The sequence below is a fragment of the Paenibacillus sp. FSL W8-0194 genome, from assembly GCF_037969745.1.
In the GTDB taxonomy this organism is placed as follows: domain Bacteria; phylum Bacillota; class Bacilli; order Paenibacillales; family Paenibacillaceae; genus Paenibacillus_AQ; species Paenibacillus_AQ cookii.
On sequence record NZ_CP150205.1, the window covers coordinates 3,111,111 to 3,136,671 of the forward strand.

Sequence of the window (25,561 nt, forward strand, 5' to 3'; positions counted from 1 at the left end):
TCTCCCTGCATCCTTGCCGGATGCGGAGAGAGTGCTTTTTCCTATATCACGCGAGCCCCTTCGACGTTCTGACGCTAGGCAGCAGAAGTCCGCTGGTCCGTTCGACATAAATGCGGTTGCCGTACTGTGGAAGCGGAATGCCTTCGAATACGATCCGTTCCCCATCCGCTTCGGCCGGCTTCGATACCGCAATCGGCGCTTCGGCCTGCAACGATGCGAACAGCGCAATGACGTCGCCTTTTTTCACGCGCTCGATTACCACGTTCCCCGACGCTTCCAGACGAATGTCGGACGTCGGCACCTTCTCGGACATTTCCGGATAACGCTCGTCAAACAACTCGAAGCCGTAAATCCGGGTATGTCCGCTTCCTTCGATGCTCATCTGGGTAGGTTCGATGATCTGAAGCCGTACATACCGCGCCTGGACGTCCTGAGGCAAAATGCGATTGATTTCGTCGGCCCGGTTATCCGTCATTTCGTCGATGAGCGTGAAACTTTCGCCGTCTAGGCTGACCAAAATCCGGGCATGTTTCGTGTTCCAGTATTTCGACTCCCTGGCCTCCGGATGTCCGCAATTGATGATGCGATACTGCTTGATCGTCTTCGGCTCTTTCAGGTCGATCGTCAAATGCGGCCGGACCTCGGTCGAACACCATTTGCCGCTTGAGATGGTGCCGTCGATCGTTTTCGACGCATTTTCGTTTTCGTTCGCGCTGCTGGATGCGCTGGCCGTAACGCCCAATGACGATAAAGCGATGTTTTTCCGGTCGTACCCAAGCTCCGGAACAGGCTGCTCCGTTCCCGCTTGGACCGCCGTTTGCACGATCATGTCCGAAATAAACGGCTTGATGGCAAGGGTTCCCACATCCACGGCGAAGTCGAACGGTTTTTCCTCCTTCAATCGGTTCACTTTGCATTCGTCCATGGCAGCCAGCCGTTTGGAGGCCGCCTCGTTATGCTGCTCCATGCCGATCAAATCCCCGCGCCGCATGGCGTTCGCCGCGTGAATGGCATGTTGTCCCGCTTGCGCCATCAGCTTGAACGCGCGCAGGAACGGATCCAACTCTTCCACCAGATTCCGGTTGAGGCACTTCTCCCGGATCCGGTCCGCCGCTTGTTCCATGCGCTCGAACCGGGCAAGCAGCGCCGACGCAGGCCCGGAAATGTCCCGCCCGCTTTTGAAGCCTTCGCGCAAATCGGCGATGTCTTTTTTTGCGTCCCAGGACTCGTCAAAATAAAAATCCCCGCTCGCGCCGCCGTCGTCTTTCAGGTGGCAGCTGTTGGACGCGAAAATTTCCAAATCCTCCGCCACCTCGGGAGCTAGCGCTTTAAATGATGCGGAAAAGCTGCGTTCCGGATCAAAGGCGTCCGTATTCCAGTTGTGATCGGCAATGCAGAACAGCGCCTGCTTGGAAGCTTGCGCCTGGTTCATCGGATTGGCAAAAAAACCGTTGACGTTATCCAGGTCGGGGCTCAGGTTTTCGATTTTGCCCATCAAAATTTTCGAATCGCAATAGTCGTTGACCGGATAATTCCACCATACGGACAGGTTGCGGTCGGATCCGATCCGGCGTTTCGGCGCGTCATACTGCTCCTTCGAAATGTTGGACATCGTGGCCGCTCCCGTCCACATAATTTCGACGTCGTCATGCAGCGTTTCGACGAGCGGTTTGAAATACTCCGTCATGGAAGGTCCCCACGCTTCGCAATACCGGGTTCCGACGGTCAGCAAAGGCCGCACGTCGCCTTTCGGTTTCACGAATTCGCCGTCGATCCGGTTGATGAATTCCGCCTGCTGCTTGCCGTCCGCAGCCCCGACCAGATCGTCGAACAAGACGCCGAATTGACGCACGCCCAAAGCGTACAGCTGCTCCAGCTTCGCGATCGCGGACCGGAAATCATCTTCCGAAGAAAGGTCGATCGAATCCCCGGGATGGATGGTCCACACGAAATTCAAGTTGTTGGCATGTCCCGCCGCGGCAAGTTCGGCGATTTCCTTCGCTTTCTCTTCCGGATAAAGGTCCCGCCAATGCTTGCGATGATACGGGTCGTCCTTCGGCGCGTAAATATAAGAGTTCAGCTTCTGACGCCCGCCGAATTCCATCAGGTCCATCCGGTCCTCATGGCTCCATGGATAGCCGTAAAAACCTTCAATATATCCCCGGTACAAAATCTCCGGATAATCGACGATCCGGCAGGTTTTCAGGCGGCGGTTGTCCGACTGCTCCAGCATTTGCAGCAGCGTCACGACGCCGTAATGAATGCCGTCGGCGTCGCTGCCGACGACCGCGATTTGTCCGCAGCCCTCCTTTTCGCCGATGCACAGGGCATAAGCTTCTTTGCGTTCAGGGAGAACATCGGAAGCGTACTCCGTGGCTGACAGCCGGCCGGCCTGGCTTTTTTCGGCCAAAACGATTTGCGTTTGCCCGTCTTTCAGCCCGTCGGATACGGAATATGTAAATCCTTGGTCGCTTAACGCTTTTTGCAATTTAGGCAGCGTCGATTCCTTCAGCCCGGATAATACGGCGATATGCACTTCTTTCGTCAAAACCGCTTCCCCTCCCGAGGAAACGACCGATTGAGGAACGGGATACAGCTCGTACAATGGTTTCGAAACGTTGCTAGCATTTTTCGTCATGATGTGCTCCCCCAGCTTCTTATATATTCATCATATCTATTATAGCAATCTCTTTCTTGCAAACGCTACCGGTTAAACGGTAGATTTTCATCTTCATGTTCCGCCTAAAGCCCCTTGTATTGGCACCATTCACCATAATTCGGGACAAAATCCCATTTTCTTGGGACGGCTCAGCTATTTTCACGTATAATGAATGGAAGAAGATTGAAGAAGCCGAAATGGAGGACCTAAAGAATGGGATTGTTTTCTTTTATTCGCGGCCAGTTTATTGAAGTCATTGAATGGACCGACAACACCAATGAAATCGTTCATCAGTTTCCGGTATACGACAAAGCGATCAAAATGGGCGCCCAGCTCACGGTTCGCGAGTCCCAAGCCGCCATCTTCCTGAACGAGGGGCAAATCGCCGACGTTTTCGGTCCTGGCAGATACATACTCAGCACGGAGAACATGCCGGTTCTGACGGCATTAAAATCCTGGAAATACGCATTTAACTCGCCGTTTAAGGCCGACGTCTATTTTGTGAATACCCGGAACTTCACCGACCAAAAATGGGGCACCACCAACCCGATCATGATGCGCGATCCGGAATTCGGCGCCATCCGCATGCGCGGTTTCGGAAGCTATGCATTCCGCGTGCAGGATCCGGCGTTGTTTCTGAAGGAAATTTTCGGTGCCCAATCGTCTTTTACGGCCGACCAGATCGGAGGGTACCTGAAATCGGTCATCGTTTCCGGCCTTACCGACCTGATCGGCGAAGCCAAAATCCCGATCATGGATATCGCGCTTCATTACGACGAGCTGAGCGCCGCCGCCCAAACCAAGCTTGAGCCGATATTCAACGGCATGGGGCTGTCGCTCTCGGGATTTTTCATCGAAAACATCTCCCTCCCGGAAGAGGTCGAAAAGATGATCGACCGCAAGTCTTCCATGAATATTGCCGGCAATTTGGACCAATACATGAAGTTCCAGGCAGCCGAGTCGCTTCGGGAAGCGGCAAACAATCCGGACGGCGGGCTTGCCGGAACCGGCGCGGGCCTTGGTGCCGGCATGGCGATGGGCCAAATCTTCGGCCAGACGATGAACATGACTCCCGGACCCGCCGCTCCGTCTCCGTCGGCCCCGCCGGCCCCTTCCGCCGCGGAAACGTCGGAGCCTTGCGGTTCCTGCGGGCACGGGCTGAAACCGAGCGAGAAGTTTTGTCCGGAATGCGGCACGCCGAGACCCGAAAAGAAATTTTGCACGGAATGCGGCGGCGCGCTTGAACCCGGCATGAAATTTTGCCCGAATTGCGGCACGAAGGCGTAAAGGAGGACGAAGATGACGGTAGAAGCACCGATTCGTTTCCCATGTTCAGGATGCGGCGCGCAGATGGTGTTCGATGCCGAAAGCCAGCAGATGAAATGCACGTATTGCGGGCAGCTGGCGCCGATCGATCTTCCTGAAGAATATGAGGAGCCCGTCGAATACGAGCTGGATTTTTCGGACGAAAACGATGAAGACTTAAGGGACTGGGGAACGGAGCAGCAGATCATCAAATGCGAAAGCTGCGGCGCCGAGACACTGATTCCGGTTCAGCAGACGGCGCTCACATGCGCGTTTTGCGGTTCTCCCAAGGTGCTGCCCCAGGGCAGCGACGACAGCATCCGGCCCGAATCCATCATCCCCTTCCATATCACGAAGGAAAAAGCCAACGAGTTGTTCCTGAAATGGAAAAAGAAAAAGTGGTTTGTGCCGAACGCGTTCAAAAGGCAGCATACCTACTCCAACGTGACAGGAATTTACGTGCCCTTCTGGACCTTTGACGCCCAAACGCATTCCGATTACGAGGCTGAAGTCGGGACCCACCATTACCGGACCGAAACGCGGACGCGAACCGTGGACGGTAAAACGGAAACGTATGAGGAGCAGGTTCGTTATACCGTGTGGCATTCGACCAGCGGTTCGTACAGCCAATTTTTCAACGACGTGCTTATCCCTGCTTCCAGCCGCCATGACGACAGGATCATCGAACGGTTCGACGATTTCAGCCTTGAGGATCTGTTGCCGTACAAACCCGAATTTTTGAGCGGCTTCGTGGCCGAACGATATAACGTTTCCCTGCGCGACGGGTGGTCGGAGGCGAGATACCGGATCGACCAAGAGCTCGAAAGCCGGATCAAAAGCAAAATCGGCGGTGACGAAATCCGGAATTTGGAGATCGACACGGGGTATTATGACCAAACGTACAAACATATTTTGCTGCCTTTGTGGAATGCAACGTATACGTTCAAGAATAAAACTTACCATTACATGGTAAACGGCGAGACCGGCAGCGTCAGCGGCAAAGTGCCGCGCAGCGGATGGAAAATTACGTTTTTTATCCTCTTTTGCGCAGCCATTGCCGCGGGCATCATTTGGTATTTCAATCAATCTTAATCAATATAAAAAAAAGACCGGTCAGCGGGAAACATCCCGCGCCGGTCTTTTCGGTTTATGGCTTCATGCCCGTGATTTCCGCCACGATTTCGTACGAACGCAGACGGGCCTTGTGATCGTAAATGGCCGAGTTGATGATCATTTCATCCGCCTGGGTTTCGTCGAGGAACGCCTGCAGCTGGCGTTTGACCTGATCGGGATTGCCGATGATCGCGGTCGTGAGCCTGCTCATGACGATATATTTTTCCTGTTCGGTCCATAAGCCGTCCATCGATTTGACCGGAGGCGGCAGCTGTCCCGGCGTATTCCGGATCATGCTTAAAAATTGCTGCTGGAACGAAGTGGCGATAAACTCCGCTTCCTCCGTCGTATCCGCCGCGAACACATTGACGCCGACCATCGCGTGCGGCCGCTCCAAATCCTCCGATGGCTGGAACCGCTCGCGGTATTGCGTCAGCGCAGGGATCGTATATTCGGGCGAAAAATGGCTCGCGAACGAAAACGGCAATCCCAGCTTTGCGGCGAGCGCGGAACTGAATCCGCTCGAGCCGAGCAGCCAAATCGGCACCTTCTGCCCTTCCCCCGGAAATGCCCTTACGCGTTTGTATCTGGAATTCGGGTCAAAATATGCCCGCAGCTGCTCCAATTGCTCGGGGAATTCCGAGCCGTCGGCGCGCACATCGCGGCGCAGCGCCATGGCGGTTACCTGGTCGGTTCCCGGAGCTCTGCCGAGCCCGAGGTCGATCCGGCCTGGATACATCGCTTCCAGCGTGCCGAACTGTTCGGCGATGACAAGCGGCGCATGGTTGGGCAGCATAATGCCTCCCGACCCCACGCGGATCTTTTCGGTTCCGCCCGCCACATAGCCGATGACGACCGAAGTTGCGGAGCTGCCGATCCCCGGCATGTTATGATGTTCGGCCAGCCAGTAACGGTGATATCCCCAGGCTTCCGCATGCTGGGCGAGGCTCATCGTGTTTTTGAACGCCTCCGACGCCGTGCTGCCCACGGTTACCGGGGCCAGGTCCAAAACGGAGTACGTGATGTCGTTTAGCTTTTTGCTTTGAACACGTGCTGAATCCATGTTCTTCACCTCGATTCATTAATGGAGAAGCTTGCGCAATTCGTTGACTTGGTGCTGCCTTACCTTTTCGGGGGTCACGTCGTTGCCTTCCGGATCCACGATCGTGATCCCTTCAAAGGATTTGAGCACCTGCCCGCGGATTTCGCGCAAATAGTCTTCGCGAAGCACCTGCTGTTCCACGCGCTCCGCGTTCGTTAAGCCGACCTCGCGTTCTTTTTTGGCCAACTCGTTAATGCGCGCCAACGTCGGTATCATTTGCATTCCTTCTTTCTTTTCGCAGCCGGGATCCTTGGATGTCCTTTTGCATTATTATTTTTATTCGCGTATAGCTTTCTTAAATGACCATGGTATCCTGCACCCATGCCTTTAGCGATTCTAGTTTGCCCGCAAAACGTTCCGCCTTCATCTCTTCGGCCAAATCCGCTACGGTTTTTTTCTTCAGAACCGATTTCCAGGCATTTTCGGCCTCTTCCATCAGATCGGACAACAAGCAGCAGCGGTCCTCTTCCCTCAGTTCAAGCATGTCGCACAAAATCCCGCTCGAGGAATAAAGCGTCTGCTGTCCCTCGATCGCAAGATATACGTCGTAAATTCGAATCTCTTCGATCCGTTTCTTCAGCTTGAACCCGCCTTTGATTCCGGGCACGGAAGCGATCAGATCGGCGCTGACGAGCTTGCGCAGCAATTTTTGGAAATAGGTCGCCGAAACGCCAAGCTGTTGGCTGATCGCCTCTCCGGGAAGCACCGCTTTGTCCGGCAGCATATTCAGCAGTAATATGGCATAGACGGATTGCTCAACGCCCGTTTTCATGTGCATGAATAAAGTCACCTTGCCTCATCTTGTATAACATGGATATTGTTTATCCGCTTTATACATTATATACGATCCACCGTGTAAATCAACCCCGTCATCCCTGCACGACCCAAAAACCGGCACGGGGGAAACTCCCCATGCCGGTCTGTATCGCTATTTGATGTAATTACGGCTGACCAAGTCATTTGCAATGGCCTCGGTCGGAATCTCGAATTCCACGGAACCCATATATCCCGGAGCTACTTCGTATTTGTCGAAGACGATGACAAGTTTGCCGTTTTTATTGATGTAGAAGTTCTGATCCTTTTTGATCGCTTTGAATTCATCCGTCGGCAGGACATCGGAAGCGCCGTGCACCCAATAAAATTTGTCCGGATTGTCCTTCATCTGCGACTTCATCTGTTCTTTAATATTGTCGCTGATCAGCCGGATATACTGATCGTCCTTGAACAGCATCGGCAGCGTGATGAGGATCTGGTTCTTTTTGTCGATGGTGTCCAGCTTCAATTGCTCGGAAGAGGAGCCCGCGCTTTCGACGACATAACGCTCGATGGACAGGATTTCGTCCGTATCGGTTTTGATTTCGTAGCCGGCATCGACGTTCAGGTGGCCGCCGCCTTGTTTCTTCAATGCCTCGATTTCGGTTTGGAACTTGTCGAAGAGCGCTTTGTTTTCCTTCATGTATTTTTCGTTCAGCCCGCTCTCCAGCGCCTTATTGTCCAGATTCGTCACGGCGGGTACTTTGATATTCGCGCCGTAGTTTTTTTCTTCAACCACGTATTGTTTCAGCGTCAACACTTGGATGACCCGGTCCATGCCCGGGATGGCCGATAAAGCGTTCGCGACGGCGGGACTGGCATTAATCGTGACCAGGAAAAGCAGCGCCGCGGCGCAAGCGCTGGCAATCCATCGATATTTCACGCGTTTTTGCTTGTGGCTTCGCAAGGATGTATTGATGGCCCGATCCACGATCATGTCCAGCTCGTCCGGAATCGGGATGTCGTCGTACTCTTTTCGCAAATGTTCCATATGTTTGTTCATCTTTGTTTGATCTCCTTTGAGGGTTCGTCATCCATCTTGATCCGCATGACCCGGAGCGCCTGATACAGCCTCGTTTTGACCGTGTTCACGTTTTCGCCCAGCACGGCGGCCACTTCTTCGATTTTCATGTCTTCAAAATATCGCAGCACGATCACGCTTCGGTATTTCTCGGGAAGCTCTTCCAGCGTCCGTGTCAAATCGAAATTCGTATAATCGTCTTCCGCACCGGAAACATGCATTTCGATCGTTTCGTGATCCATCGTCCGTACCTTTTTGTTCCTGCGGAGAAAATCGAGCGCGGTATTGACCACGATGCGGTAAAACCAGCTTTTGACCGCTTCCGGATCCTTCAGTCCGTCGATATGGGTCATCGCTTTATAAATCGAATCCTGCACGATATCGAGCGCATCCTCTTTATTTTTCACGTAACTGTACGCGAGCCTGTACACATTTTCCTTATGCTCTTTAATGCATCGCGTCAGCAGCTTTTCCATTTTCCTGTTCAACATGTCATATTACCCTTCTCTGTTTGGTCGCTGGCGGGGAAGGACGTGATCCCCGTCCCCGCTTTACAGAAGCAAGACGTACGAAGGGGCGCAAAAAGTTTGGCGGTTGCGAAAAAAATTATTTTTTCCGCGCCAGAACGGCCTCCGTAAGCATGGAAGCGTAAAACGACGCACCGCTTCGTTTCAAATGCACGCCGTCGCGGTAGAAATAATCGTCCTTGCCTTCGCTTGCCGAATACCAGTCTACTACCGTCACGTTCCCGAATTCATTGGAAACTTCTGCAATATCCGCATTGACGGCATCCTGCCATTTCCGAGGGACGCGCGTATTCACCAGCAGGATCTGCTTGTCCTCTCCAAGCGATTGCAGCAGGGAGCGCAGTTGCTTTTTGCTAAAAGGCCCGTTGGTGCCGAGCTCGATAATGATCCGGTCCCCGAGCCGCCCCTGTTCTTTTAATCGGGCGACAACATCAGCGGCCTGGCGCATCTGCCGCCCTACTTTGCCATCCACGACGATGCCGGGAAGCTTTTTTTCCAGAAAAGGCGCCGCGTCCAGCATGACCGAATCCCCGATTGCGGTAATGCCTTGGCCGGAAGGTTGCGAAGCGCTCTCTGCCGGGTTTTCTGCCTTTTCCGGCGGCTGGAGTTCAGCAGACTGTTCTTCGTTGACTTGGGACGACGATGCATCCTGTGAAGGGCGGTCCGCAATCTGAGCGTCAACCGGGTGTTCATTTTCATTTTCGGACGCCGATTCCTCATGGGGTTGAACCTGTTCGGCCGGCGCCCCATCCGCTGCGACCAGATGCGCGGCCGGCTCGTGTGTATTCAGGGCAAAACGGCCCCAGGCCGCCGCTACCAAAACCGCCGGGACGATAACGCATAACATGACGGGACGTAAACGCCGTTTCCGGGCAAAAGACGGTTGATTTCGTTTCATATGGAATCCTCCTCTGCGCAGTGGTTCTTCGATATATTGATAGGAACATGCCGCCAGAAAAAAGCTCAAAAACAGCTGGAACAAGATGCGAAGGGCGTTGGCTCCTCCCGTATCGACCTCGGGAGTCGTTAATATAATGACGGGAAAATGCCAAATATAGAGGCTGTAAGATCGGACCCCGATCCAGCGCAAAGGCTTGCAGCCCATCGCTTGGCCGATCCGGCTTGCAGGATGCGCCAGGACCGCGATGACGGCCGCGGAAAGGGCCGCTATGCCAAGCAACCCTCCCCGGTACAGGAAATCGTCATATTCGCCCGTCCGGTAGATGAGTACCGCTAGCGCGACGAGTCCCAGAACACCGGCGATGTCCAGCATGACGCGGGCTCCTGCCGGCACTCTGTCGCTCAGCTTCCGGCTTGGCCAAATCACGGCCAGGGCAGCCCCCATCAGGAGCGCAAAAGCCCGGGTATCCGTTCCGTAATAAACCCGGCTCGGGTCCTCGCCCGGTGTGTAAATGCCGAACATAGCCAGTGCGGAAACGCCGGCCAATGCCGCAATCATGAGCGCCAGTTTGCCGCGCCGGGGAAAGATGTGCATACCTGCAATCAGCAGCAGCGGCCACGCCAGATAAAACTGCTCTTCGATGGCCAGCGACCAAAGATGCCCGATCGGCGAAGGCGGGCCGAAACTTTCGAAGTACGATACTTTATGAAAGATGAGCCACCAATTATTCGCATAAAATACGGAGGATAAAAAAGCTCCCTTTAAGCCTTGCAGTCTCCCGGGCTCGATGCATAACAGCCATAAAGCGACGAACCCCAGCATGGCAAGCATCGCAGGCAGCAGTCTGCGGGCCCTGCGGATCCAAAAATCGATGAGATTCAGCCTGCCCCGGCTTTGCCATTGCTGGATGATTTGATCCGAAATGTGATAACCCGAGATGACGAAAAAGATCCCGACGCCGATAAATCCGCCCTGCGCCCATTTGGCGTTCCAATGATAGGCCATAACGGCGATGACGGAAAATGCCCGTAATCCGTCGAGTCCGGGCATATACCGCTTGCCCTCGGGAGATCTTCGGGGCATCCAACCCCGTGGTTGTCGGTTGCTGTTCACCTTCATGTTGTCGATCATAGCCATTCATCCTAACCTTTCATTTGTTGTTCATAGACAGGACGCCGGGACATATGCGAAAAGTTGGTGGAATTAACTGGAACATCCATTAAATGATAAAAAAGGCATCCCGAACAGAGTTGCCGTCGGAATGCCTTTTGTTTTTGTAACGATTGGACGGGGGTTTGAGAAGTTACCGCTGAATTTCCGCTTTCAGAATTTCGGATACGAATTGAAGAGGAACGTAAAGCTTGTTTTGCTGAAGCACGGGCGCGGCGTTTAATGCTTTTGGAGCCGTTTTGGCGAAAAAGTACGCGTTTTGGCCCACGGTTACGCGCGTAAATTGTGCCCCTTTTCTCAGCTCGGCCGTTTTGGCGGACGGATTCCATTGGAGTTCGTATCCCAATTGCCAAGCTGCGTCACGCAAAGCCACCATCTCGATGCCGTGAGCATTTTTATATTTTGCGGTCTTTTTCAAGTCCAGTTTCCGGGCCGCTTCCGGTTTTGTTTTCAAGCCTGTTTTTCCTTTCAAGTCGAATCGAAACTCCGGCGAGCCGATATCCCCCGGCCCAATGCTGTATTTCGGGAACACGACGACCAGCTCGCCGTTTTCAATATAGAAGGTTTGCTCCTCGATCGTTCCTTTGTAATCCTCCAGGAAGTATTTATCGGGATCTTTTTTCATCTGCGCAAGAATGTCGGCATCAAGTTTCGCCTTGTAATCGTCCCCCAGCAGGTCGGAGAGCGTCACCCGCTCGGCTGCGGCAGCATTTTTCACGTTGTACGTATCGATCCGCGGCATGCTGGTTCCTCCCGTGAACCCTTCGGTAGTCACCACCAACGAAATGATGCCGGCCGGGGTTCCGGTGCCGTCAGACTTCAGGCTGTAGGTCATATACAGCTCGTACGGACGGTATTCGAGATGAGCCGATTTCGCTTTCGCGGCCGCATCTGCGGCACTTTTCTCCCAGTTCGCCAAATCTTTTTGGGCATGCGACAAAATGATGTCGTTCATTTCATCCTGATAGCGCCGGTCCAGCATCCCGGAGAGTTGGGGCACTTGGATGTGAGCCTTCAAATTCCCGTTTGCCGACTTCAATGTTTTCTCCTGTACCTTTACGCCTTTCGCTGCCGGGACTCCCGTTTTCATGTTAACCGCTGCCGGGGCAGGGGCTTGCACGGAAGCCATGGCATGGACCGGCAAACCCGCCGCGCTGATGCCTAGCATAGCCGCACATCCTGCCGCGGTTAACGCAATTTGTTTGATCGTTTTCTTTTTCATATCCTTTTGTCCTCCATCTCTCTATTCAAAGTGTCTTTTACTCGCACTCATGGGCTAGGACGAAGGAGAAGAGGCAAAAAGTTTGGAACAAAATAAAAAAAACGTCTCGCGACGTTTTCAATCTCCCCAGCGGACGGACGCGTCTCCCTTCCGATCATAGGCCTGGGCCCAATAATATCCCGGGGCCGTAATGCGTCTTGGAGCAAAACCGATCTCCCCCGACGGGGACGACACGTTTTCCGAGCTTGCGCTAAAGGAACCCGTGGCGGCAGCCGTGCCGTTGACGTATTTTCCCGCCATGTAGATGAATCTTCCGGATACTTTTGCGCCGCCGATCGCCTCCCCGGTTTTCAAATCCGCCACCTGCAGGGAAACGACCGCTTTAGAACCGTCATATTGCAGCTCCATGCCGGACACGATCAACGGTTTTAAGGAAGTATGTTCCGTTTTCGCTTTGATCGGGTCGCTTGGCGGTCCTTCGTTGCCGGAAGCGTCCACGGCCGTGATTCGATATACGTATTTCGTGTCGGGCAGCAGGCCAACGTCCCGGAAGCTGAGTTTGGTGGACACGCCAGCCAAATGCGCTGCGTCCAGCGGAAAGTTCGTGCTGGTGCCCCGGTAAATGCGGTACTCCTGAACGGCGGCGTTATCCGCGGCCGGACCATAGGCTAGGTCGATGCGCTGATAGTCGAACACGGCTGCCTTCGGCCCTCCCGAAACGGCCGTGGGCGGCTCGGTATCCGGCGGCGCCTGCCAAAAGACCGCCTCGGGTCCCCAGACGGAAGGAAGCCTCCGAAGCGAATCATAATGGTGCACGGCGATACCCCCGAAAGCCGGATTCCCTGCAAAAGCAGCGTACACCTTCTCCAGCTCCGCCTCCATATGCTGCCTTCCTTCCTCGCTAAAGCTGATCGTTTCGGGATCTCCGCCGTCGGCGATGTCTTTCGTTTCCACGCCGATCACGACGGAATACGGTTTCCCGATCTTATTGGCATACTCGATTTCGCCCCGCGCATGTTCGATGATCCCGGCCGTTCCTTCAGCCTGATCGCGATAGTCCATGATGGAGATGTAATCCAGCGTATCCTGCACATGTTCGGAAAGCGGTTTCAAATTACCCTTCCAATCTATATCCGTAGCATCCGCGGAAGTATCGAACCAGCGGGGAATGGCCGCCCCGACATGCAGGGACAGGCCCGAGGCTGTTTTACGGTCCATCAACGCTTGGAGCATATCCAAGTATTGCACCTGTACCGAAGGTTTACTGCTTTTGAAATCAGGCAAGCTGTACGGCTCGGTATCGATGTTGACCCCATCGAACCGTTCATGCTCGTCGGAGGACAAGTTGTAATTCAAGATCTGTTCGAACTCGGCTACCGCCTTCTCCCGATACCTTTCATAAGCCCCGAAATACGGAGGGGTCGTGCCGCCGGCAATCAAAGCCTGAACCCGATAACCGCGTTCATGCGCCCACCCGATAAATTGGCGGACTTCCGCGCGTTTGTCTTCCAGCATGCGAATGCCGTTATAATTGCCTACGGCCACATACCAGGTTCGGATCGGGTCTTGGCCGAACGTGTCCGTATCGGTCGACATCGCATCCAATACCGTCCTTGCGCCCGGGTTCAATATGAGCGGATAGGACTCGTTTTCCCATATCCATAATGCCCGGTCTTGGCTGTATACGTCTTGGGTTACCGTAGAAGACGCGTCTTGTTCCATTTCCGCGGAACCCCCGGCTTTGACGTATACGGTCGGGCTGAACCCGATGTTTCCGTTTACGTCTTCTGCCCTCGCTTCCAAGCTATTCACCCGGCCGGACACGGACCGGGTATCCCAAACCAGCGAATATCCCCTTAGGGACGGATTGGCATCCTCCCACTCCCCGCCATTGATCCTTACCTGAACGCGCGCGATAGCATTTTTGCCGGTAACCCCGACATCAACGGCAATTTCGCCCTCGGCTAACTCCTGCTCCCTGGGACTGATCACCTCGACCCGCGGAACGTTCGCCTGCGGATTGTCCACTCCGATTAGCAGGAACGGAGACCATACCATGTAGCGGGTTGCTACGTCCTTGCCTCTTGCCGCGAGTTCGATCGTACCGTCATGCTTCGAAAGGTCGATATCCGCATACCAGGTGCCCGCCTCCTCTCCTTCCATATGGGCGCTTGCGATCGAATCGCCGTTCATCGCGATTTCGATGTCATATACGCCGCTGTACGTTCCCGTCAAACGGGTGATTCCAGGGCCTAACGGTCCGCCGGCGCCGGGAGGGTCGATCGAAATCTGCGCAGCGGCCGTTGCCGACGAAGGGGGAATGCAGGAGAGTGCCAGAAACACCAACAAAACCAGACAAATTCCGAGTTTGGCCAACCCTTTTTTACGGGTCCGGATCGCTCCTCGTTCCTGCTCGGCTGCCATAAGTTCCTCACTCCTTTTCCCATAATGCAAACGGCGTTGAGACGGCAACTGAAGCCAGCGTGCGTGGTTGCGTTTAAGGCATTTGCCGCAGAATAAAGCGCTTACTTTTTCTTATTTTGGCCGACGCTCCGTTAGAACCGGATCCGACAAAAAAATAAGGAGCGGAACATCAAGTCCCGCACCTTTTCGCAAATACACTTAGACGTTGAATATTTCCAAAGCACGAAGCTCGGGCAAAATCCCGGACAAGCTTCCCTATAAATATTCCTGGACTAATGCTTTTACCCGGTTGATGCCTTCCCACATGTCGCCCGGCCCATCGTACACCAATGTAATCGGGCCCTCATAACCGCTGCTTCTGACCAGATCCATGCATTTCTTGAATTCCTCCTCGTCCGGTCTGCCCTGGCCATCCGTGATCGCTTTCGCATGAATGGATTCGCTTCGCGGGATCGTGGCCCCTAACTCCGCAAGCTTGCCTTCTCCGGCGAAATTGCCGAAATCCGTTGTCAATCCAAGCTCTTCGCCACAAATGTCAAGCAAGGATATGCAATTTGCCGCCGTGGAAGCCAAATCATGAAAATTCTCGGTAACGATTCGGACCTGCTTATCCGAGGCGTATCGGATCAGGCGCTTCAGCTGCGCCGCCGCCAGCCGGACGGCCTCCCCGTCGGCCGGATCCGCATCGCCCGCGATAATGCGAATCCGTTCGGCGCCAAGGGCAGAGGCGACGTCGATCCACTTTTTCATCCATTCCATATCGGCTTCCCTGCGCCGTTCGTCCGGGTTCGTGAGATCTCCGTAATCGGCCAGCAAAGTGTACAAACGGATGCCCGACCGAACGATAGATTCGCGAAGCTTATCAAGGTAAGCGGTGCTTGTCTCCGGAAGATGGAAATGGCAAAGCTCCATCGCCTGAAAACCGTTCTCGCGGAGCAAAGCAGGCAACTCCAGCAGCGAGATCGTTTGCGGCTGCTCATCCATCGCGGTGCCTTGCGTTTTAGCCTCCTCATCCCAATACGTCCAGCGGAGCGGGCCCAAATTCCGGTGCAAGCTCCAAGTCGTCAACGATAAAAACGGCATGCCTATACGCCTCCTTTATGGATGGTTTCCATCCTCTTCTTTCCGATTCAGCACGATTCCAAAATGCTTCAACAACGCTTGATGGTATTCCTCTGCCGATTGCGGTACCCATGATTCCACGCCGCCGGAACCAAAAATCCTGAACTCCTCCCCCGCTACCGTGCTCCTGCCTTCGGGGGTGCGGATAAAGACCATTGCGGATTGCGTAAAGATGGATTCGGGCGCATGTTCGCACCAATAGGAAGCCATCGCGTAATCCTGCAGCAGCTGCGGTTCCTCGGTAAACGAATACAATCGGCACCATTCCCCGTATTTCCATTCGCAAAGCATCCAGCCGAAAAACGGATCCCGATCCAAACGGTACCGTTCGTTTCCTGCCGGCTGCTCGATCCCTTCTGCCAGCAATAACGGGGTTACGGGTACGATGCCCCCGACGCCGACGTCGCATAAATACGGGCGGCCTTCCGCTTCGACCCTCAGCACATGATGCCGCCTCATCGGCGGCGGATTCGGTTCGTCGCGCCAAAACCGAGCGAAATAATGCGTCACTTTAAATCCGATCTCCTCCAGCAGCCATGCAAACAGCGCGTTGAGCTCAAAACAATACCCTCCCCGGCGGCGGGAGACGATTTTATCATGCAGATGTTCAAGCTTCAGCGACAAAGGCACGCCGTTGACGATGTCGAGGTTCTCATAGGGAACATGGTAAATATGGCATTCCTGAAGACGGGCAAGCACGGCCGCGGTCGGTTCGACCGCTCCGTCGTACCCGATCCTGTTCAAATAATCCGCCGCCCGCTTCGAAATGCCGGATACGTTATGATTCATACCGCAAACCGAACCTCCACTTTAATAAAAATATACGACCTACAATACTTTTCCATAAGTATATGACCATCTCCTCCCGGAAAGACAAAAACCAGCCGGGCAAAGATGCCCACGGCCGGTTTTATGTCATGAACCTGGTAATTCGCTTGGCTTGCTTACGACAATGCCGGATAAACAGCAAGAGCCCAAACCCCCGGCTTCAGGGAGGTTTGAGCTCTTTTTCACGTTTTGGCCTTGTTGCTGTGTCTTTCCTAATATTGCGGCTTCAGCAAGGCCGCCCGTTGGACCGGGCCCCGGATTACACCGCCGTATACCCGCCGTCCACCAACAGGCTTGTGCCTGTAATAAACGATGCGTCATCGCTTGCCAGGAACAGGACGGCTTTGGCCACTTCTTCCGGTTTGCCGAGGCGACCCATCGGGTGCAGCCCGACCAGATGCTGGGTGACCGCTTCGGTTCTGCCTTTGATCAGCGGCGTATCGATGTAGCCCGGGCACACCGCATTGACTCGAATGCCTTTGGCTGCATAATCGGCGCCCAGCGTCTGGGTGAGCAGCTTAACGCCGCCTTTGGCGGATGCGTATGCGGTGACGCCCGCTTTGCCGACGTGGCTGTGGATGGAGCCGCAGTTTACGATCGCGCCGCCATGGCCCTGCGCAAGCATTTGTTTGATCGCGTATTTGTCGCAGAGGAACACGCCGGTCAAGTTAATGTCGATCGTGCGCTGCCAGCTGTCGGAGGACAGCAGGTCGGCAGGTCCGTCCTGCGCGATGCCCGCGTTTGCGAACAGCACATCCAGCTTCCCGTATTTCTCAACCGTTTGCTCCACCATGCGAATGACGTCCTGCTCATTCGTTACGTCCGTTTTCACGAACAACGCATCAGATCCCGCTGCATTCAGTTCATCCGCCACCGCTTGACCGCGTTCCGAAAAATCGGCGATCACGACTTTTGCGCCTTCGGCGGCAAACATTCTGACGGCGGCTTCCCCGATGCCGCTTGCTCCGCCGGTAACCACGGCCACTTTATTTTCGAATTTCATTGCTCTCGCTCCCATCTTAGATTCATTTTAAAAACACATGCTCGAATTATTTTCTTACATCGCGGTAGCTCCGCCATCGATCACGAACTCGGCCCCCGTGCAATAGGAAGATTCGTCGGAAGCAAGGAACAGAACCATGTTCGATACTTCCTCGACCAAGCCGAATCGGCCCATTGGAGCCATCCGTTTGCCCAGCTCCGCTGCGGACATTTGGCTCGCCTGCGTCGCATAATCGCCCATCGCCGTATTGATGTAGGCAGGATGGATCGAGTTGACCCTCACGTTGGCCGAAGCGTATTCGACCGCGGCGTCTTTGGTCATGATCCGTACCGCCCCTTTGCTTGCGCCGTAAGCGACGTGCCCCGATGCCCCGGTCAAGCCGGCGATGGAGGAAGCATTGATGACCGAACCGCCATGTTCTTGCTTGGCCATGACCGGCATCACGTGCTTCATGCCGAGGAAAACGCCCGTCACGTTGATCGAAAGCATCCGATTCCACTCATCCAGCCCGATTTCGGCCAGCGGTTTAATGAAATAAATGCCTGCGTTATTGAACAAAATATCGATGGAACCGAACTGCTTAACCGACGCTTCAACGATCCGTTTCCAGTCGTCTTCGCTGCTGACGTCGTGTTTGAAAGCCGCGGCGCTGCCCCCGGCCTGCTCAATTTCCGACGCCGTTTGTGTTACGTTATCCAAATTGATGTCCGTGACGATCACTTTGGCGCCTTCCTGCGCAAAACGCAGCGCCGTCGTTTTCCCGATGCCTGCTCCCGCCCCGGTGATCAGTGCGACTTTTCCTTCCAATCTCATGCGATAACTCCCTTTCCGTCATGGCATTTATCAAAGCTTGTCTCCAAACGAAACCAATGAACGGCCTGAACATGCTGCAGCAATTCTCCAAAAGGATGTACCTCAGGCTTTACTTCTATGTTATCATCGATAAGGGTTCAATAAAATTTAAACATATTTAATTTGACTTAAGGCTAGCTTAAATCATATCCGGATATAAACTTACAAGGATCGGGTTGAAACATGCATATTGAAAAACTGGAGTATTTGGTCGAGGTCGCGAAAACCGGCTCCATCTCGAAAGCCGCCCAGAATCTTCACGTCACCATTTCGGCAGTCAGCCAGTCGATATCGAGCCTTGAAGAGGAATGGGGGGTTGCCGTTCTGAAACGGCAGCGCACGGGAGCCGTCCCCACCGCCGAAGGAGCCGTCATTATTAAAAAAGCGACCGAGCTGCTGCAGAAATACGACGAATTGAAGGAAGCCGCCCAAGGGTATTCCGAGCTGGTCCAAGGACGGCTGCGAATCGCAACGATTCCCGGCCCCATGCTGCTGCTCGAGCAAGCGGTGCTGGATTTCAAGCGAAAATATCCGAAGGTCAAAATCGAGATCGTCGAACAAGGTTCGCAGGATATTATCGACGACGTTTTGAACGACAAAACCGACCTGGGCTTCATCATTCTTTACAAAAACCGGCTGATTGAACATTTGGGGCTCGATTACGACCCGCTGCTCAAAGTCAAAATGGTTGCCGCCACCAGCATCCATTCGCCGCTCGCTTTCCAGAAAACAATTACGCCGGAAGAGCTTAAACGGCAGAACGTTGTGCTGTATAATGATGATTATGTGAAATGGTTTATGGATGATTTTCAGAAAAAATACGGGCCGGCCGATATCGTATACACCACGAACAACCGCGCATTGATCAGCCGCGCGTGCCTCACCCATTCGGCGGTTACGGTCGGGCTTAACTATTCGTTCATTTCCGAACCGATCTCCGACACCGTCATCCTGGATTTTGATTTCCCCCAGCAAAGTCCGGTATTCCTGGGAGTCATTCAGCGGAAGGAACATCATATTTCCGCGATTTCACGGCATTTTTTAGACCGTATCAAACATGATATTTCCGGTTTGCAAAACATGCTGTAAGCCGGAAGTGGCGTTAAAGCAGGAGGACAACGACGCAATGAACTTTTCTTCCCTCATTCTAGGATTGATCTTGTTTCTGAATTTTATTTTCGCTTTGGTCGTCGTGTTTAAGGAGCGCCGCGACCCTGGAGCGACTTGGGCTTGGCTGCTGGTGCTGTCGTTCATCCCGATTGCCGGCTTTTTGCTGTACCTGCTCTTCGCCCAAAACTTCAGGCATGTCCGCTTGTTCCATTGGGACGACCTGAAGAAAATCGGCGTCAAAGAGATTATTTTGGAACAGCTGGAACGCATTCAGATGGGCAACTTCCGTTTCTACAACGAATCGGCCAGCAAATACAGGGATCTCATCTACATGTATTTGAAAAACAACCACTCGATGTTTACCGAAGAAAACGCAGTGGACATCATTACCGACGGACAGGAGAAATTCGATAAGCTGTTCAAAGACATTCACGGGGCAAAAGATTATATCCATATCCAGTATTACATCATCCAAAACGACGTCCTCGGCAAAAAATTGATCAACCTCCTCACGCAAAAAGCACGTGAAGGCGTGAAGGTCAGAGTGCTTTATGACCAGCTGGGCTCGAGAAAGCTGACAAAAAGGTTTTTTCGCGAATTCCGGGCCGCCGGAGGGCTTGCCGAAGCGTTTTTCCCTTCGCGGCTGCGCTTGATCAACTTCCGTTTGAATTACCGCAACCACCGCAAGCTCGTCATCATTGACGGCGAAATCGGTTATGTGGGCGGGTTCAACGTGGGGGACGAATATTTGGGGCTGAATTCGAAGTTCGGCTATTGGCGGGACACCCACTTGCGGATCATCGGATCGGCGGTTTATGCGCTGCAGATTCGGTTTATTTTGGACTGGAACCAAGCCTCGCACCATCACGCCATTACATACTCGCCGAACCTGTTCCCGGAGGTGGCTCCCTGCGGCCGGATCGGCATGCAGATTGTCACGAGCGGACCGGATTCGGAGCTTGAACATATCAAAAACGGATACATAAAAATGATTTCCTCCGCGAAAAAAACGATTCACATCCAGACTCCTTATTTCATTCCGGATGCAAGCGTGCTGGATTCGCTGCGGATTGCCGTCCTGTCGGGCGTTGAAGTCAAAATCATGATTCCGGACAAGCCGGACCATATTTTCGTGTACTGGGCCACATATTCGTATATCGGGGAGCTATTGAAGGTAGGCGCTACCGTTTATCTGTACAATAACGGTTTCATTCATTCCAAAACGATCGTCATCGACGAAGAAATCGCTTCGGTGGGAACGGCCAATATCGATTTTCGCAGCTTTAAGCTGAATTTCGAAGTCAATGCCTTTTTGTATGATGACCGGATTTCGAAAAAATTGACGGAGATGTTCGAAGAGGATTTGCGCGTATCCCGGCAGTTGACGCTTCAGGAATACCAACAGCGCCCGAGATGGATTCGGATCAAGGAAGGCATATCGCGGCTGCTGTCGCCGATTCTGTAAGAAAAAAAAGAGCGGTCCCATGCGGGACGCTCTTTTTTTATAATGATTTATTTCATCTCTATGGACTCATTGATCTTCGCCCAGGCAGGCTGGCCGATCAGCCCCAAGCGCCAGAAAGCGACGCCTTTCAGGTCATACCGTTTGGCCAGGCCGATCTTGGTGTTGACGGTACCTGCGTTTTCGCTGCCGAACGAGATCCCGAGAATAAGCTTGTCTTTGCTGGTTTCCTTCAACGCCAGGCGGATGGCCTCGTCGACCTGCTTCAATGGTTCGGGGCCTTTTTCCTGTTCAAACGCATAAGCCATAATCACCAAATCGTCCGCCAGACCCGATAACGATTTGTAATCATAACCTGCATAGGAACTGTTCAGCGGATGAAGGATAAGCGTCAATTTCAGGCCAGCCGCGCGGGCTTTGGCGGAAAGCTTTTTCACGAATGCGTTGTATTCCGCTTTCACCTTGTTTTTGTCGCCGGTCAAACCAAGCCCTTCCAGATCGAGCGCAATGCCTTTAAACCCTTTTCCCGAGGCCGCTTCCACGATCTGCGAGGTGGTTGTCTCCTGAAGCGCCTGATCTTCCAGGTTTTTCGTCAATTCGCCGCTGGAATCCACGGAGTACACCATCAAATACGGCGACGTTCCTTGCTGCGCGGCATCTTGAAGGATCGATTCCGGCGTGACTTCGCCCGCAGCCTGCGGCCATTTATACTCCTTGCCCTCCATCGTGAATTGTCCGGAAGGATCGATCCGGCTCCAGCCGAAAGCAACCGAATCGAACGACGGGACGTATGCCCGTTCATCGAAAGAAGATAGCGCGTAAAAGCCTAGCGTATACATGTCTTCCTTAGGCGACGTGATCGAAACGGTTTGCGTTTTCTGATCCCAGGCGACCCCGGCCCCGAACTGCTGGCTAAAAAAGCTGAGCGGAATCATCGTGCTGCTGCGGATCGTTTGCGGGGCGTTGGCAAGAGCTACCGATTTCCCGTCGACCAAAGCTTGTTTGCTGCCGATGGTCAACACAACCTGTTTGGAGACCCCGTCCTCTTTTTTCGTAGCCGTGATTTTTTGTTCCTTCTGGTTCCAAGTCACTTGAATGCCAAGCGCTTCGGAGATGGCCCGGAACGGCACCATGGTCGTTCCCTTCAACACGGTCGGCTCCACCGGAAAAGACAGCGGGTATCCGTCGAGCATGATGCTGACCTTGCCTGCCGCCTTGGCCGCATCCGCGGGAATCGCGGAGAAAGAGCCTGCAAGCAAAACGGAGCTTAAAAGAATTTTCCCAATGATCTTCATATTCGGTTCTCCCATGATCTGAAATATAGTTTTGTTTGATTTAATAGAATGCTAGATTCACTATACCATGATCCGGAATACCATTTCCACCCAAAACAGGCAAAGCAGGGTTGTTCTCTGTTGCTTCCGTGATTCAGGGACATTCGCGGAGCCGCTGCATACAATACCCAGTAAATGCCCAATTTACATCGAAGGACGTGAAAATTTTAGCATGATCTCTTATATGGATTTTACATCCCCCTCGGCGCAGTTCTCCTATGATCTGAAAAACAATACATTTTTTCAAAAGGACGCCCGCAATTTCATAAACATGCTTTCGGTCAACCAGTTGAATACCCTGGGAAACGTATCGCTGCTCGATATTTATTTGAGCAAATCAAATGTGGTCGAACCCCATATCCACCAAAACGCCTCTGAACTGGTCTACCTGATTTCAGGCGCAGCCGTCGTCTCCCTGATCAATCCGTTTACGAAGAAACTGATCAACATACCGATAACTCCCGGGCAAGTCGCCAATGTGCCCCAGGGCTGGTGGCATTACGAAATCGCGACGGCGGACAACACGCACATTTTAGCCATTTTTGACGCCCCGGTTCCCGAATTTATCGGAGGGTCCGATCTGCTTCGGCTTACCCCGGCCGAAATTTTTGCCCACACGTACTGCTTGAACGAAGAACAGGTCAAAGCGACGCTGGCCCCGATCCAAGATACGGTGTTCATCGGGCCTCCCAACAACTGCACGCGCAGCCTCCCCCAACGTCAGGTAATCGGGAACCGGGGAATCATCAGCGGACATAGCATGGAATAGTTTAGAAGGATAGCATAAACCTATTGCTAGATTCAACGGACGAATGCTCTGAAGGATCGGTGCCCAAACGATGAAAAACCCCGCAGCCGTGGCTTTGGGGTTTTTGCGCTTATTTAGTCGTGTTTTACCGGAACCCGTTTCATAAACAGGCCGATCACGAAGCCGACCAGAGCGATGATCATGCCGAACTTAAAGGCATGCGATACGCCGGCCGTCAACGCTTCGATCGGATTCCCGCCCGGATGGGTTGTATAATAGCTCTCCTGCCCGGCCGACATGATGCTGACGGCAACCGCCGTGCCGATGGCCCCCGCCACCTGCTGAAGAGTGTTCATGATCGCGGTTCCGTCCGGATAATATTCACGCGGCAGCTGGTTCAAGCCGTTTGTCTGCGCGGGCATCATGATCATTGAAATGCCGATCATCAAGCAGGAATGCAGCACGATGATGAGGAAAGCGGCGGAAGCGGCCGTTACGCCCGAGAAAAACCACAGAGCCGCGGCTGCTACGATAAAACCAGGGAAAACAAGCCACTTCGGACCGTATTTGTCGAACAAACGCCCCATGAGGGGAGACATCAAGCCGTTCACGATTCCCCCGGGAAGCATTATGAGTCCGGCGTAAAACGCCGATTTTCCAAAACCGCCCTGCAGGAACAGCGGCAGCACCAGCATCGACGACAAAATGATCATCATGCTGATAAAGACCATGACGACGCCGACCGAAAACATCGGGTATTTGAATGCCCGCAGGTTGATCATCGGCTGCTTCATCCGCAATTGATGCCAACCGAACAAGACCAGTGCCGCGATACCGATGATCAGGGACGCGACCACCTTCGGGCTCGTCCAGCCTCCGCCTTCTCCGGCGCTGCTGAAGCCGAACACGATGCCGCCGAAGCCGATCGTCGATAAAATGATCGACAACAGATCGATTTTCGGTTTGGTGATGGTCGATACGTTTTGCATGAACAGGATACCGCAAACCAGCGCCAACACGAGAAAAGGCAAAGACAGCCAGAAAATCCAGTGCCAGCTGAGGTTTTCGATCAACAGACCCGCGATCGTCGGGCCGACCGCAGGGGCGAACATGATCACGAGGCCGATGATGCCCATGGCGGCGCCCCGTTTTTCAGCCGGGAAAATAACCAAAATCGTGTTGAACATCAGCGGGAGCATGATGCCCGTCCCCATGGCCTGAACGACGCGAGCGACCAGCAGCACTTCAAAACTCGGCGCCAGCGCCGCAATCAAACAACCGGCGATCGAAAAGATCAGCGCGGTAATAAATAATTGTCTCGTCGTAAACCATTGCAGCAAAAGGCCGGATACCGGCACTAAAATGCCCAGCGTCAGCAAATACCCTGTAGTGAGCCATTGCGCCGTCGGCGGCGAAATGTGCAGCACCTGCATCAAATCGTTTAATGCGACGTTTAATGCCGTCTCGCTGAACATCCCGATAAATCCGCTGATAAGCAGCGCGACCATGATCGGGATGACTTTGAATCGTTTGTCCGAGCTTGCTGCCGTTTGTGTATTTTGCATGGCTGCTTCCACAATCCCTAACCTCCATATGTCTGATTTCTATCTCTATTTATCTCAATCTTCTATTTTATGTCTTTCGCTTCTTGGGGGCGATTGATCCGACCGGCTGAGGTCCAGCAGGCGTTCCACCAGTATCCCCATATACTTGGATGCCGCATGGATCGGTCCGGTATCCTGCTTTGTCATGGCAATGATCAGCGAACCTTCCATCATGGACAAGACGACCGTGGCCGTCTCGGCGGCACGATCCGCATCAAGGCCCGCCGATTGCAGCCGCTGGGACAACATCCCGTGCCACTCATCGATTGTGTTCTGACAAGCTTCCCTAAGCGATACGCTGATGGAACACGTTTCCACTGCATTCCAGAAGCTGAGAGGGGCAAAACCCTCAAAATTCGATTTTTCGGCCTCCTCGGCCATCATTTCGATATGGTATTGGATCGCTTGGGCCGGATGTTCGAATCGTTCGAAAGCCTCCTGCCATTTGCCGGAAACCATTCGCTTAATCTGTTCGATGCATTCCCGCGCAAGCTCTTCTTTCCCTTCCGGAAAATAATAATAGAGCGAGCCTTTGGGGCATTGGCTTTCCTTAATGATTTGGTTCAATCCCGTTCCATGATATCCCTGCGCAGAGAACAGTCTGGTAGCTGTTTTCACGATGGCTTCACGCGAGTTTGCTTTGCCTGCCATGGAAGCGAGGCCTCCTTTCTTCAAAATTATAACGAACGGTCTACATATTATAAGGGATAGAAGGCCTTGATTGTCAACGATTTTCTTTTGCAGAAAATTTTCCGGAGGTTTGCCGGCCGCGTGCTGCCAATAAAAAACGGCTGCCTGCCCATTCGGTGGACAAACAGCCGCTTCATGAATTCATTTGCCATCTCTTTTAATCGAGCGGGCGCTTGCCGGCATCCATGCCGGAACCGGAAACGGTCATGACCGGCTTCACGGTCAGATCGCTATGTACGCGGATTTGGCAGGAAAGCCGCACGTTCGGCTCGTGGATTCCTTTGGTTGCGAGGATCGCTGCCTCCGCTTCGCCCATGGCGCCGGCGTCTCCTTCAAGGATCTCTACGCGGCAGGTCGTGCATCTCGCATTGCCTCCGCAGCGGTGCAGAATGTCGACGCCGTGATCCTCCAGAGCGAGTACCAGCTTTTGTCCGTCCGCCGCTTCAATGGTTCCTTTTCCTTCGACTTGAATCGTTGGCATGTGGAATCGCTTCCTTTCTTTCGTTAGATATTAAGCATCATCCCGAAGGGAATGATACACGAGTCTCTAT

The 25,561-nt window shown here is 53.4% G+C and carries 22 protein-coding genes; 5 read left to right on the forward strand and 17 right to left on the reverse strand.

Translation table 11 applies throughout. The annotated features are described in order from the left end of the window. Positions 1–46 precede the first annotated feature (46 nt). Positions 47–2,638 carry a beta-N-acetylglucosaminidase domain-containing protein gene (locus tag MKY58_RS14045; RefSeq protein ID WP_339320826.1) on the reverse strand — a complete coding sequence of 864 codons (2,592 nt, stop codon included), beginning with the start codon at positions 2,636–2,638 and terminating at the stop codon, positions 47–49. Between the two features lie 234 nt (positions 2,639–2,872). Here MKY58_RS14045 and MKY58_RS14050 point away from each other — a divergent pair, with 234 nt between their 5' ends. Both MKY58_RS14050 and MKY58_RS14055 read left to right on the forward strand, forming a co-directional pair. Further along, entirely contained in the window at positions 2,873–3,946 is a 1,074-nt protein-coding gene (locus MKY58_RS14050; protein ID WP_339320827.1) for an SPFH domain-containing protein, read from the forward strand. Positions 3,947–3,958: 12 nt separating this feature from the next. Next, a complete protein-coding gene (locus MKY58_RS14055; RefSeq protein WP_339320828.1) occupies positions 3,959–5,056 on the forward strand; it encodes a hypothetical protein in 1,098 nt (365 codons plus the stop codon). A gap of 55 nt (positions 5,057–5,111) precedes the next feature. Here MKY58_RS14055 and MKY58_RS14060 read toward each other — a convergent pair whose 3' ends face one another. From MKY58_RS14060 to MKY58_RS14115, 12 genes are all read right to left on the reverse strand, one after another. Next, positions 5,112–6,140, reverse strand: coding sequence for an LLM class flavin-dependent oxidoreductase (locus MKY58_RS14060; RefSeq protein ID WP_339320829.1), 1,029 nt, complete (start codon positions 6,138–6,140; stop codon positions 5,112–5,114). Positions 6,141–6,158: 18 nt separating this feature from the next. Continuing rightward, a complete protein-coding gene (locus tag MKY58_RS14065; protein WP_339320830.1) occupies positions 6,159–6,395 on the reverse strand; it encodes a DUF896 domain-containing protein in 237 nt (78 codons plus the stop codon). A 79-nt stretch (positions 6,396–6,474) separates the two neighbouring features. Further along, complete coding sequence (locus MKY58_RS14070; RefSeq protein ID WP_036713701.1) at positions 6,475–6,957, reverse strand: Rrf2 family transcriptional regulator; 483 nt, start codon at positions 6,955–6,957, stop codon at positions 6,475–6,477. A 150-nt stretch (positions 6,958–7,107) separates the two neighbouring features. Further along, on the reverse strand, positions 7,108–7,995 hold the full coding sequence (locus MKY58_RS14075) for a DUF3298 domain-containing protein (protein WP_339320831.1): 888 nt from the start codon (positions 7,993–7,995) through the stop codon (positions 7,108–7,110). Beyond that, positions 7,992–8,504, reverse strand: a complete 513-nt coding sequence (locus MKY58_RS14080) for a sigma-70 family RNA polymerase sigma factor (protein WP_339320832.1) — start codon at positions 8,502–8,504, stop codon at positions 7,992–7,994. Before MKY58_RS14080 ends, MKY58_RS14075 begins: the two co-directional genes overlap by 4 nt. A 115-nt stretch (positions 8,505–8,619) precedes the next feature. After that, entirely contained in the window at positions 8,620–10,572 is a 1,953-nt protein-coding gene (locus MKY58_RS14085) for an acyltransferase family protein (protein WP_339320833.1), read from the reverse strand. 172 nt (positions 10,573–10,744) lie between these two features. Continuing rightward, positions 10,745–11,833 (reverse strand): stalk domain-containing protein, encoded by a 1,089-nt coding sequence (locus tag MKY58_RS14090; RefSeq protein ID WP_339320834.1) that lies wholly within the window; start codon positions 11,831–11,833, stop codon positions 10,745–10,747. Positions 11,834–11,950: 117 nt separating this feature from the next. After that, the gene (locus tag MKY58_RS14095; protein ID WP_339320835.1) at positions 11,951–14,257 is read right to left on the reverse strand and encodes an Ig-like domain-containing protein; all 2,307 of its coding nucleotides are present in this window, start codon (positions 14,255–14,257) and stop codon (positions 11,951–11,953) included. A gap of 255 nt (positions 14,258–14,512) precedes the next feature. After that, positions 14,513–15,340 (reverse strand): sugar phosphate isomerase/epimerase family protein, encoded by an 828-nt coding sequence (locus MKY58_RS14100; RefSeq protein ID WP_339320836.1) that lies wholly within the window; start codon positions 15,338–15,340, stop codon positions 14,513–14,515. Between the two features lie 15 nt (positions 15,341–15,355). Further along, complete coding sequence (locus MKY58_RS14105) at positions 15,356–16,168, reverse strand: arylamine N-acetyltransferase (RefSeq protein WP_339320837.1); 813 nt, start codon at positions 16,166–16,168, stop codon at positions 15,356–15,358. Positions 16,169–16,466: 298 nt separating this feature from the next. After that, on the reverse strand, positions 16,467–17,210 hold the full coding sequence (locus MKY58_RS14110) for an SDR family NAD(P)-dependent oxidoreductase (RefSeq protein ID WP_339320838.1): 744 nt from the start codon (positions 17,208–17,210) through the stop codon (positions 16,467–16,469). 54 nt (positions 17,211–17,264) lie between these two features. Beyond that, positions 17,265–18,023 carry a glucose 1-dehydrogenase gene (locus MKY58_RS14115; protein ID WP_339320839.1) on the reverse strand — a complete coding sequence of 253 codons (759 nt, stop codon included), beginning with the start codon at positions 18,021–18,023 and terminating at the stop codon, positions 17,265–17,267. A gap of 222 nt (positions 18,024–18,245) precedes the next feature. On the opposite strand from MKY58_RS14115, the gene MKY58_RS14120 reads away from it, so the two are divergent. Both MKY58_RS14120 and cls read left to right on the forward strand, forming a co-directional pair. Further along, the gene (locus MKY58_RS14120) at positions 18,246–19,151 is read left to right on the forward strand and encodes a LysR family transcriptional regulator (RefSeq protein WP_339320840.1); all 906 of its coding nucleotides are present in this window, start codon (positions 18,246–18,248) and stop codon (positions 19,149–19,151) included. Between the two features lie 37 nt (positions 19,152–19,188). Further along, positions 19,189–20,637 (forward strand): cardiolipin synthase, encoded by a 1,449-nt coding sequence (gene cls / locus MKY58_RS14125; RefSeq protein WP_339320841.1) that lies wholly within the window; start codon positions 19,189–19,191, stop codon positions 20,635–20,637. A 47-nt stretch (positions 20,638–20,684) separates the two neighbouring features. Here the strand turns inward: cls and MKY58_RS14130 are convergent, their stop codons facing one another. Beyond that, complete coding sequence (locus MKY58_RS14130; RefSeq protein WP_339320842.1) at positions 20,685–21,929, reverse strand: stalk domain-containing protein; 1,245 nt, start codon at positions 21,927–21,929, stop codon at positions 20,685–20,687. 223 nt (positions 21,930–22,152) lie between these two features. On the opposite strand from MKY58_RS14130, the gene MKY58_RS14135 reads away from it, so the two are divergent. After that, on the forward strand, positions 22,153–22,737 hold the full coding sequence (locus tag MKY58_RS14135; protein ID WP_339320843.1) for a cupin domain-containing protein: 585 nt from the start codon (positions 22,153–22,155) through the stop codon (positions 22,735–22,737). A gap of 113 nt (positions 22,738–22,850) precedes the next feature. Here the strand turns inward: MKY58_RS14135 and MKY58_RS14140 are convergent, their stop codons facing one another. The 3 genes from MKY58_RS14140 to MKY58_RS14150 form a co-directional block, all read right to left on the reverse strand. Beyond that, entirely contained in the window at positions 22,851–24,281 is a 1,431-nt protein-coding gene (locus MKY58_RS14140; protein ID WP_339325152.1) for a DHA2 family efflux MFS transporter permease subunit, read from the reverse strand. A gap of 54 nt (positions 24,282–24,335) precedes the next feature. Further along, entirely contained in the window at positions 24,336–24,971 is a 636-nt protein-coding gene (locus MKY58_RS14145; RefSeq protein ID WP_339320844.1) for a TetR/AcrR family transcriptional regulator, read from the reverse strand. A 196-nt stretch (positions 24,972–25,167) separates the two neighbouring features. Continuing rightward, entirely contained in the window at positions 25,168–25,491 is a 324-nt protein-coding gene (locus tag MKY58_RS14150; protein WP_036715632.1) for a 2Fe-2S iron-sulfur cluster-binding protein, read from the reverse strand. Positions 25,492–25,561: the final 70 nt, after the last annotated feature.

Excerpts from the sequence above, each read along its gene's own strand:
- MKY58_RS14045 (WP_339320826.1), bottom strand. The coding sequence starts at position 2,638 with ATGACGAAAAATGCTAGCAACGTTTCGAAACCATTGTACGAGCTGTAT.
- MKY58_RS14110 (WP_339320838.1), bottom strand. The coding sequence starts at position 17,210 with ATGAAATTCGAAAATAAAGTGGCCGTGGTTACCGGCGGAGCAAGCGGC.
- MKY58_RS14135 (WP_339320843.1), top strand. The coding sequence starts at position 22,153 with ATGGATTTTACATCCCCCTCGGCGCAGTTCTCCTATGATCTGAAAAAC.
- MKY58_RS14085 (WP_339320833.1), bottom strand. The coding sequence starts at position 10,572 with ATGATCGACAACATGAAGGTGAACAGCAACCGACAACCACGGGGTTGG.
- MKY58_RS14120 (WP_339320840.1), top strand. The coding sequence starts at position 18,246 with ATGCATATTGAAAAACTGGAGTATTTGGTCGAGGTCGCGAAAACCGGC.
- MKY58_RS14130 (WP_339320842.1), bottom strand. The coding sequence starts at position 21,929 with ATGAAGATCATTGGGAAAATTCTTTTAAGCTCCGTTTTGCTTGCAGGC.
- MKY58_RS14090 (WP_339320834.1), bottom strand. The coding sequence starts at position 11,833 with ATGAAAAAGAAAACGATCAAACAAATTGCGTTAACCGCGGCAGGATGT.
- MKY58_RS14050 (WP_339320827.1), top strand. The coding sequence starts at position 2,873 with ATGGGATTGTTTTCTTTTATTCGCGGCCAGTTTATTGAAGTCATTGAA.
- MKY58_RS14080 (WP_339320832.1), bottom strand. The coding sequence starts at position 8,504 with ATGTTGAACAGGAAAATGGAAAAGCTGCTGACGCGATGCATTAAAGAG.
- MKY58_RS14060 (WP_339320829.1), bottom strand. The coding sequence starts at position 6,140 with ATGGATTCAGCACGTGTTCAAAGCAAAAAGCTAAACGACATCACGTAC.
- MKY58_RS14070 (WP_036713701.1), bottom strand. The coding sequence starts at position 6,957 with ATGCACATGAAAACGGGCGTTGAGCAATCCGTCTATGCCATATTACTG.
- MKY58_RS14065 (WP_339320830.1), bottom strand. The coding sequence starts at position 6,395 with ATGATACCGACGTTGGCGCGCATTAACGAGTTGGCCAAAAAAGAACGC.
- MKY58_RS14115 (WP_339320839.1), bottom strand. The coding sequence starts at position 18,023 with ATGAGATTGGAAGGAAAAGTCGCACTGATCACCGGGGCGGGAGCAGGC.
- MKY58_RS14105 (WP_339320837.1), bottom strand. The coding sequence starts at position 16,168 with ATGAATCATAACGTATCCGGCATTTCGAAGCGGGCGGCGGATTATTTG.
- MKY58_RS14150 (WP_036715632.1), bottom strand. The coding sequence starts at position 25,491 with ATGCCAACGATTCAAGTCGAAGGAAAAGGAACCATTGAAGCGGCGGAC.
- MKY58_RS14095 (WP_339320835.1), bottom strand. The coding sequence starts at position 14,257 with ATGGCAGCCGAGCAGGAACGAGGAGCGATCCGGACCCGTAAAAAAGGG.
- MKY58_RS14055 (WP_339320828.1), top strand. The coding sequence starts at position 3,959 with ATGACGGTAGAAGCACCGATTCGTTTCCCATGTTCAGGATGCGGCGCG.
- MKY58_RS14075 (WP_339320831.1), bottom strand. The coding sequence starts at position 7,995 with ATGAACAAACATATGGAACATTTGCGAAAAGAGTACGACGACATCCCG.
- MKY58_RS14145 (WP_339320844.1), bottom strand. The coding sequence starts at position 24,971 with ATGGCAGGCAAAGCAAACTCGCGTGAAGCCATCGTGAAAACAGCTACC.
- MKY58_RS14140 (WP_339325152.1), bottom strand. The coding sequence starts at position 24,281 with ATGCAAAATACACAAACGGCAGCAAGCTCGGACAAACGATTCAAAGTC.
- cls (WP_339320841.1), top strand. The coding sequence starts at position 19,189 with ATGAACTTTTCTTCCCTCATTCTAGGATTGATCTTGTTTCTGAATTTT.
- MKY58_RS14100 (WP_339320836.1), bottom strand. The coding sequence starts at position 15,340 with ATGCCGTTTTTATCGTTGACGACTTGGAGCTTGCACCGGAATTTGGGC.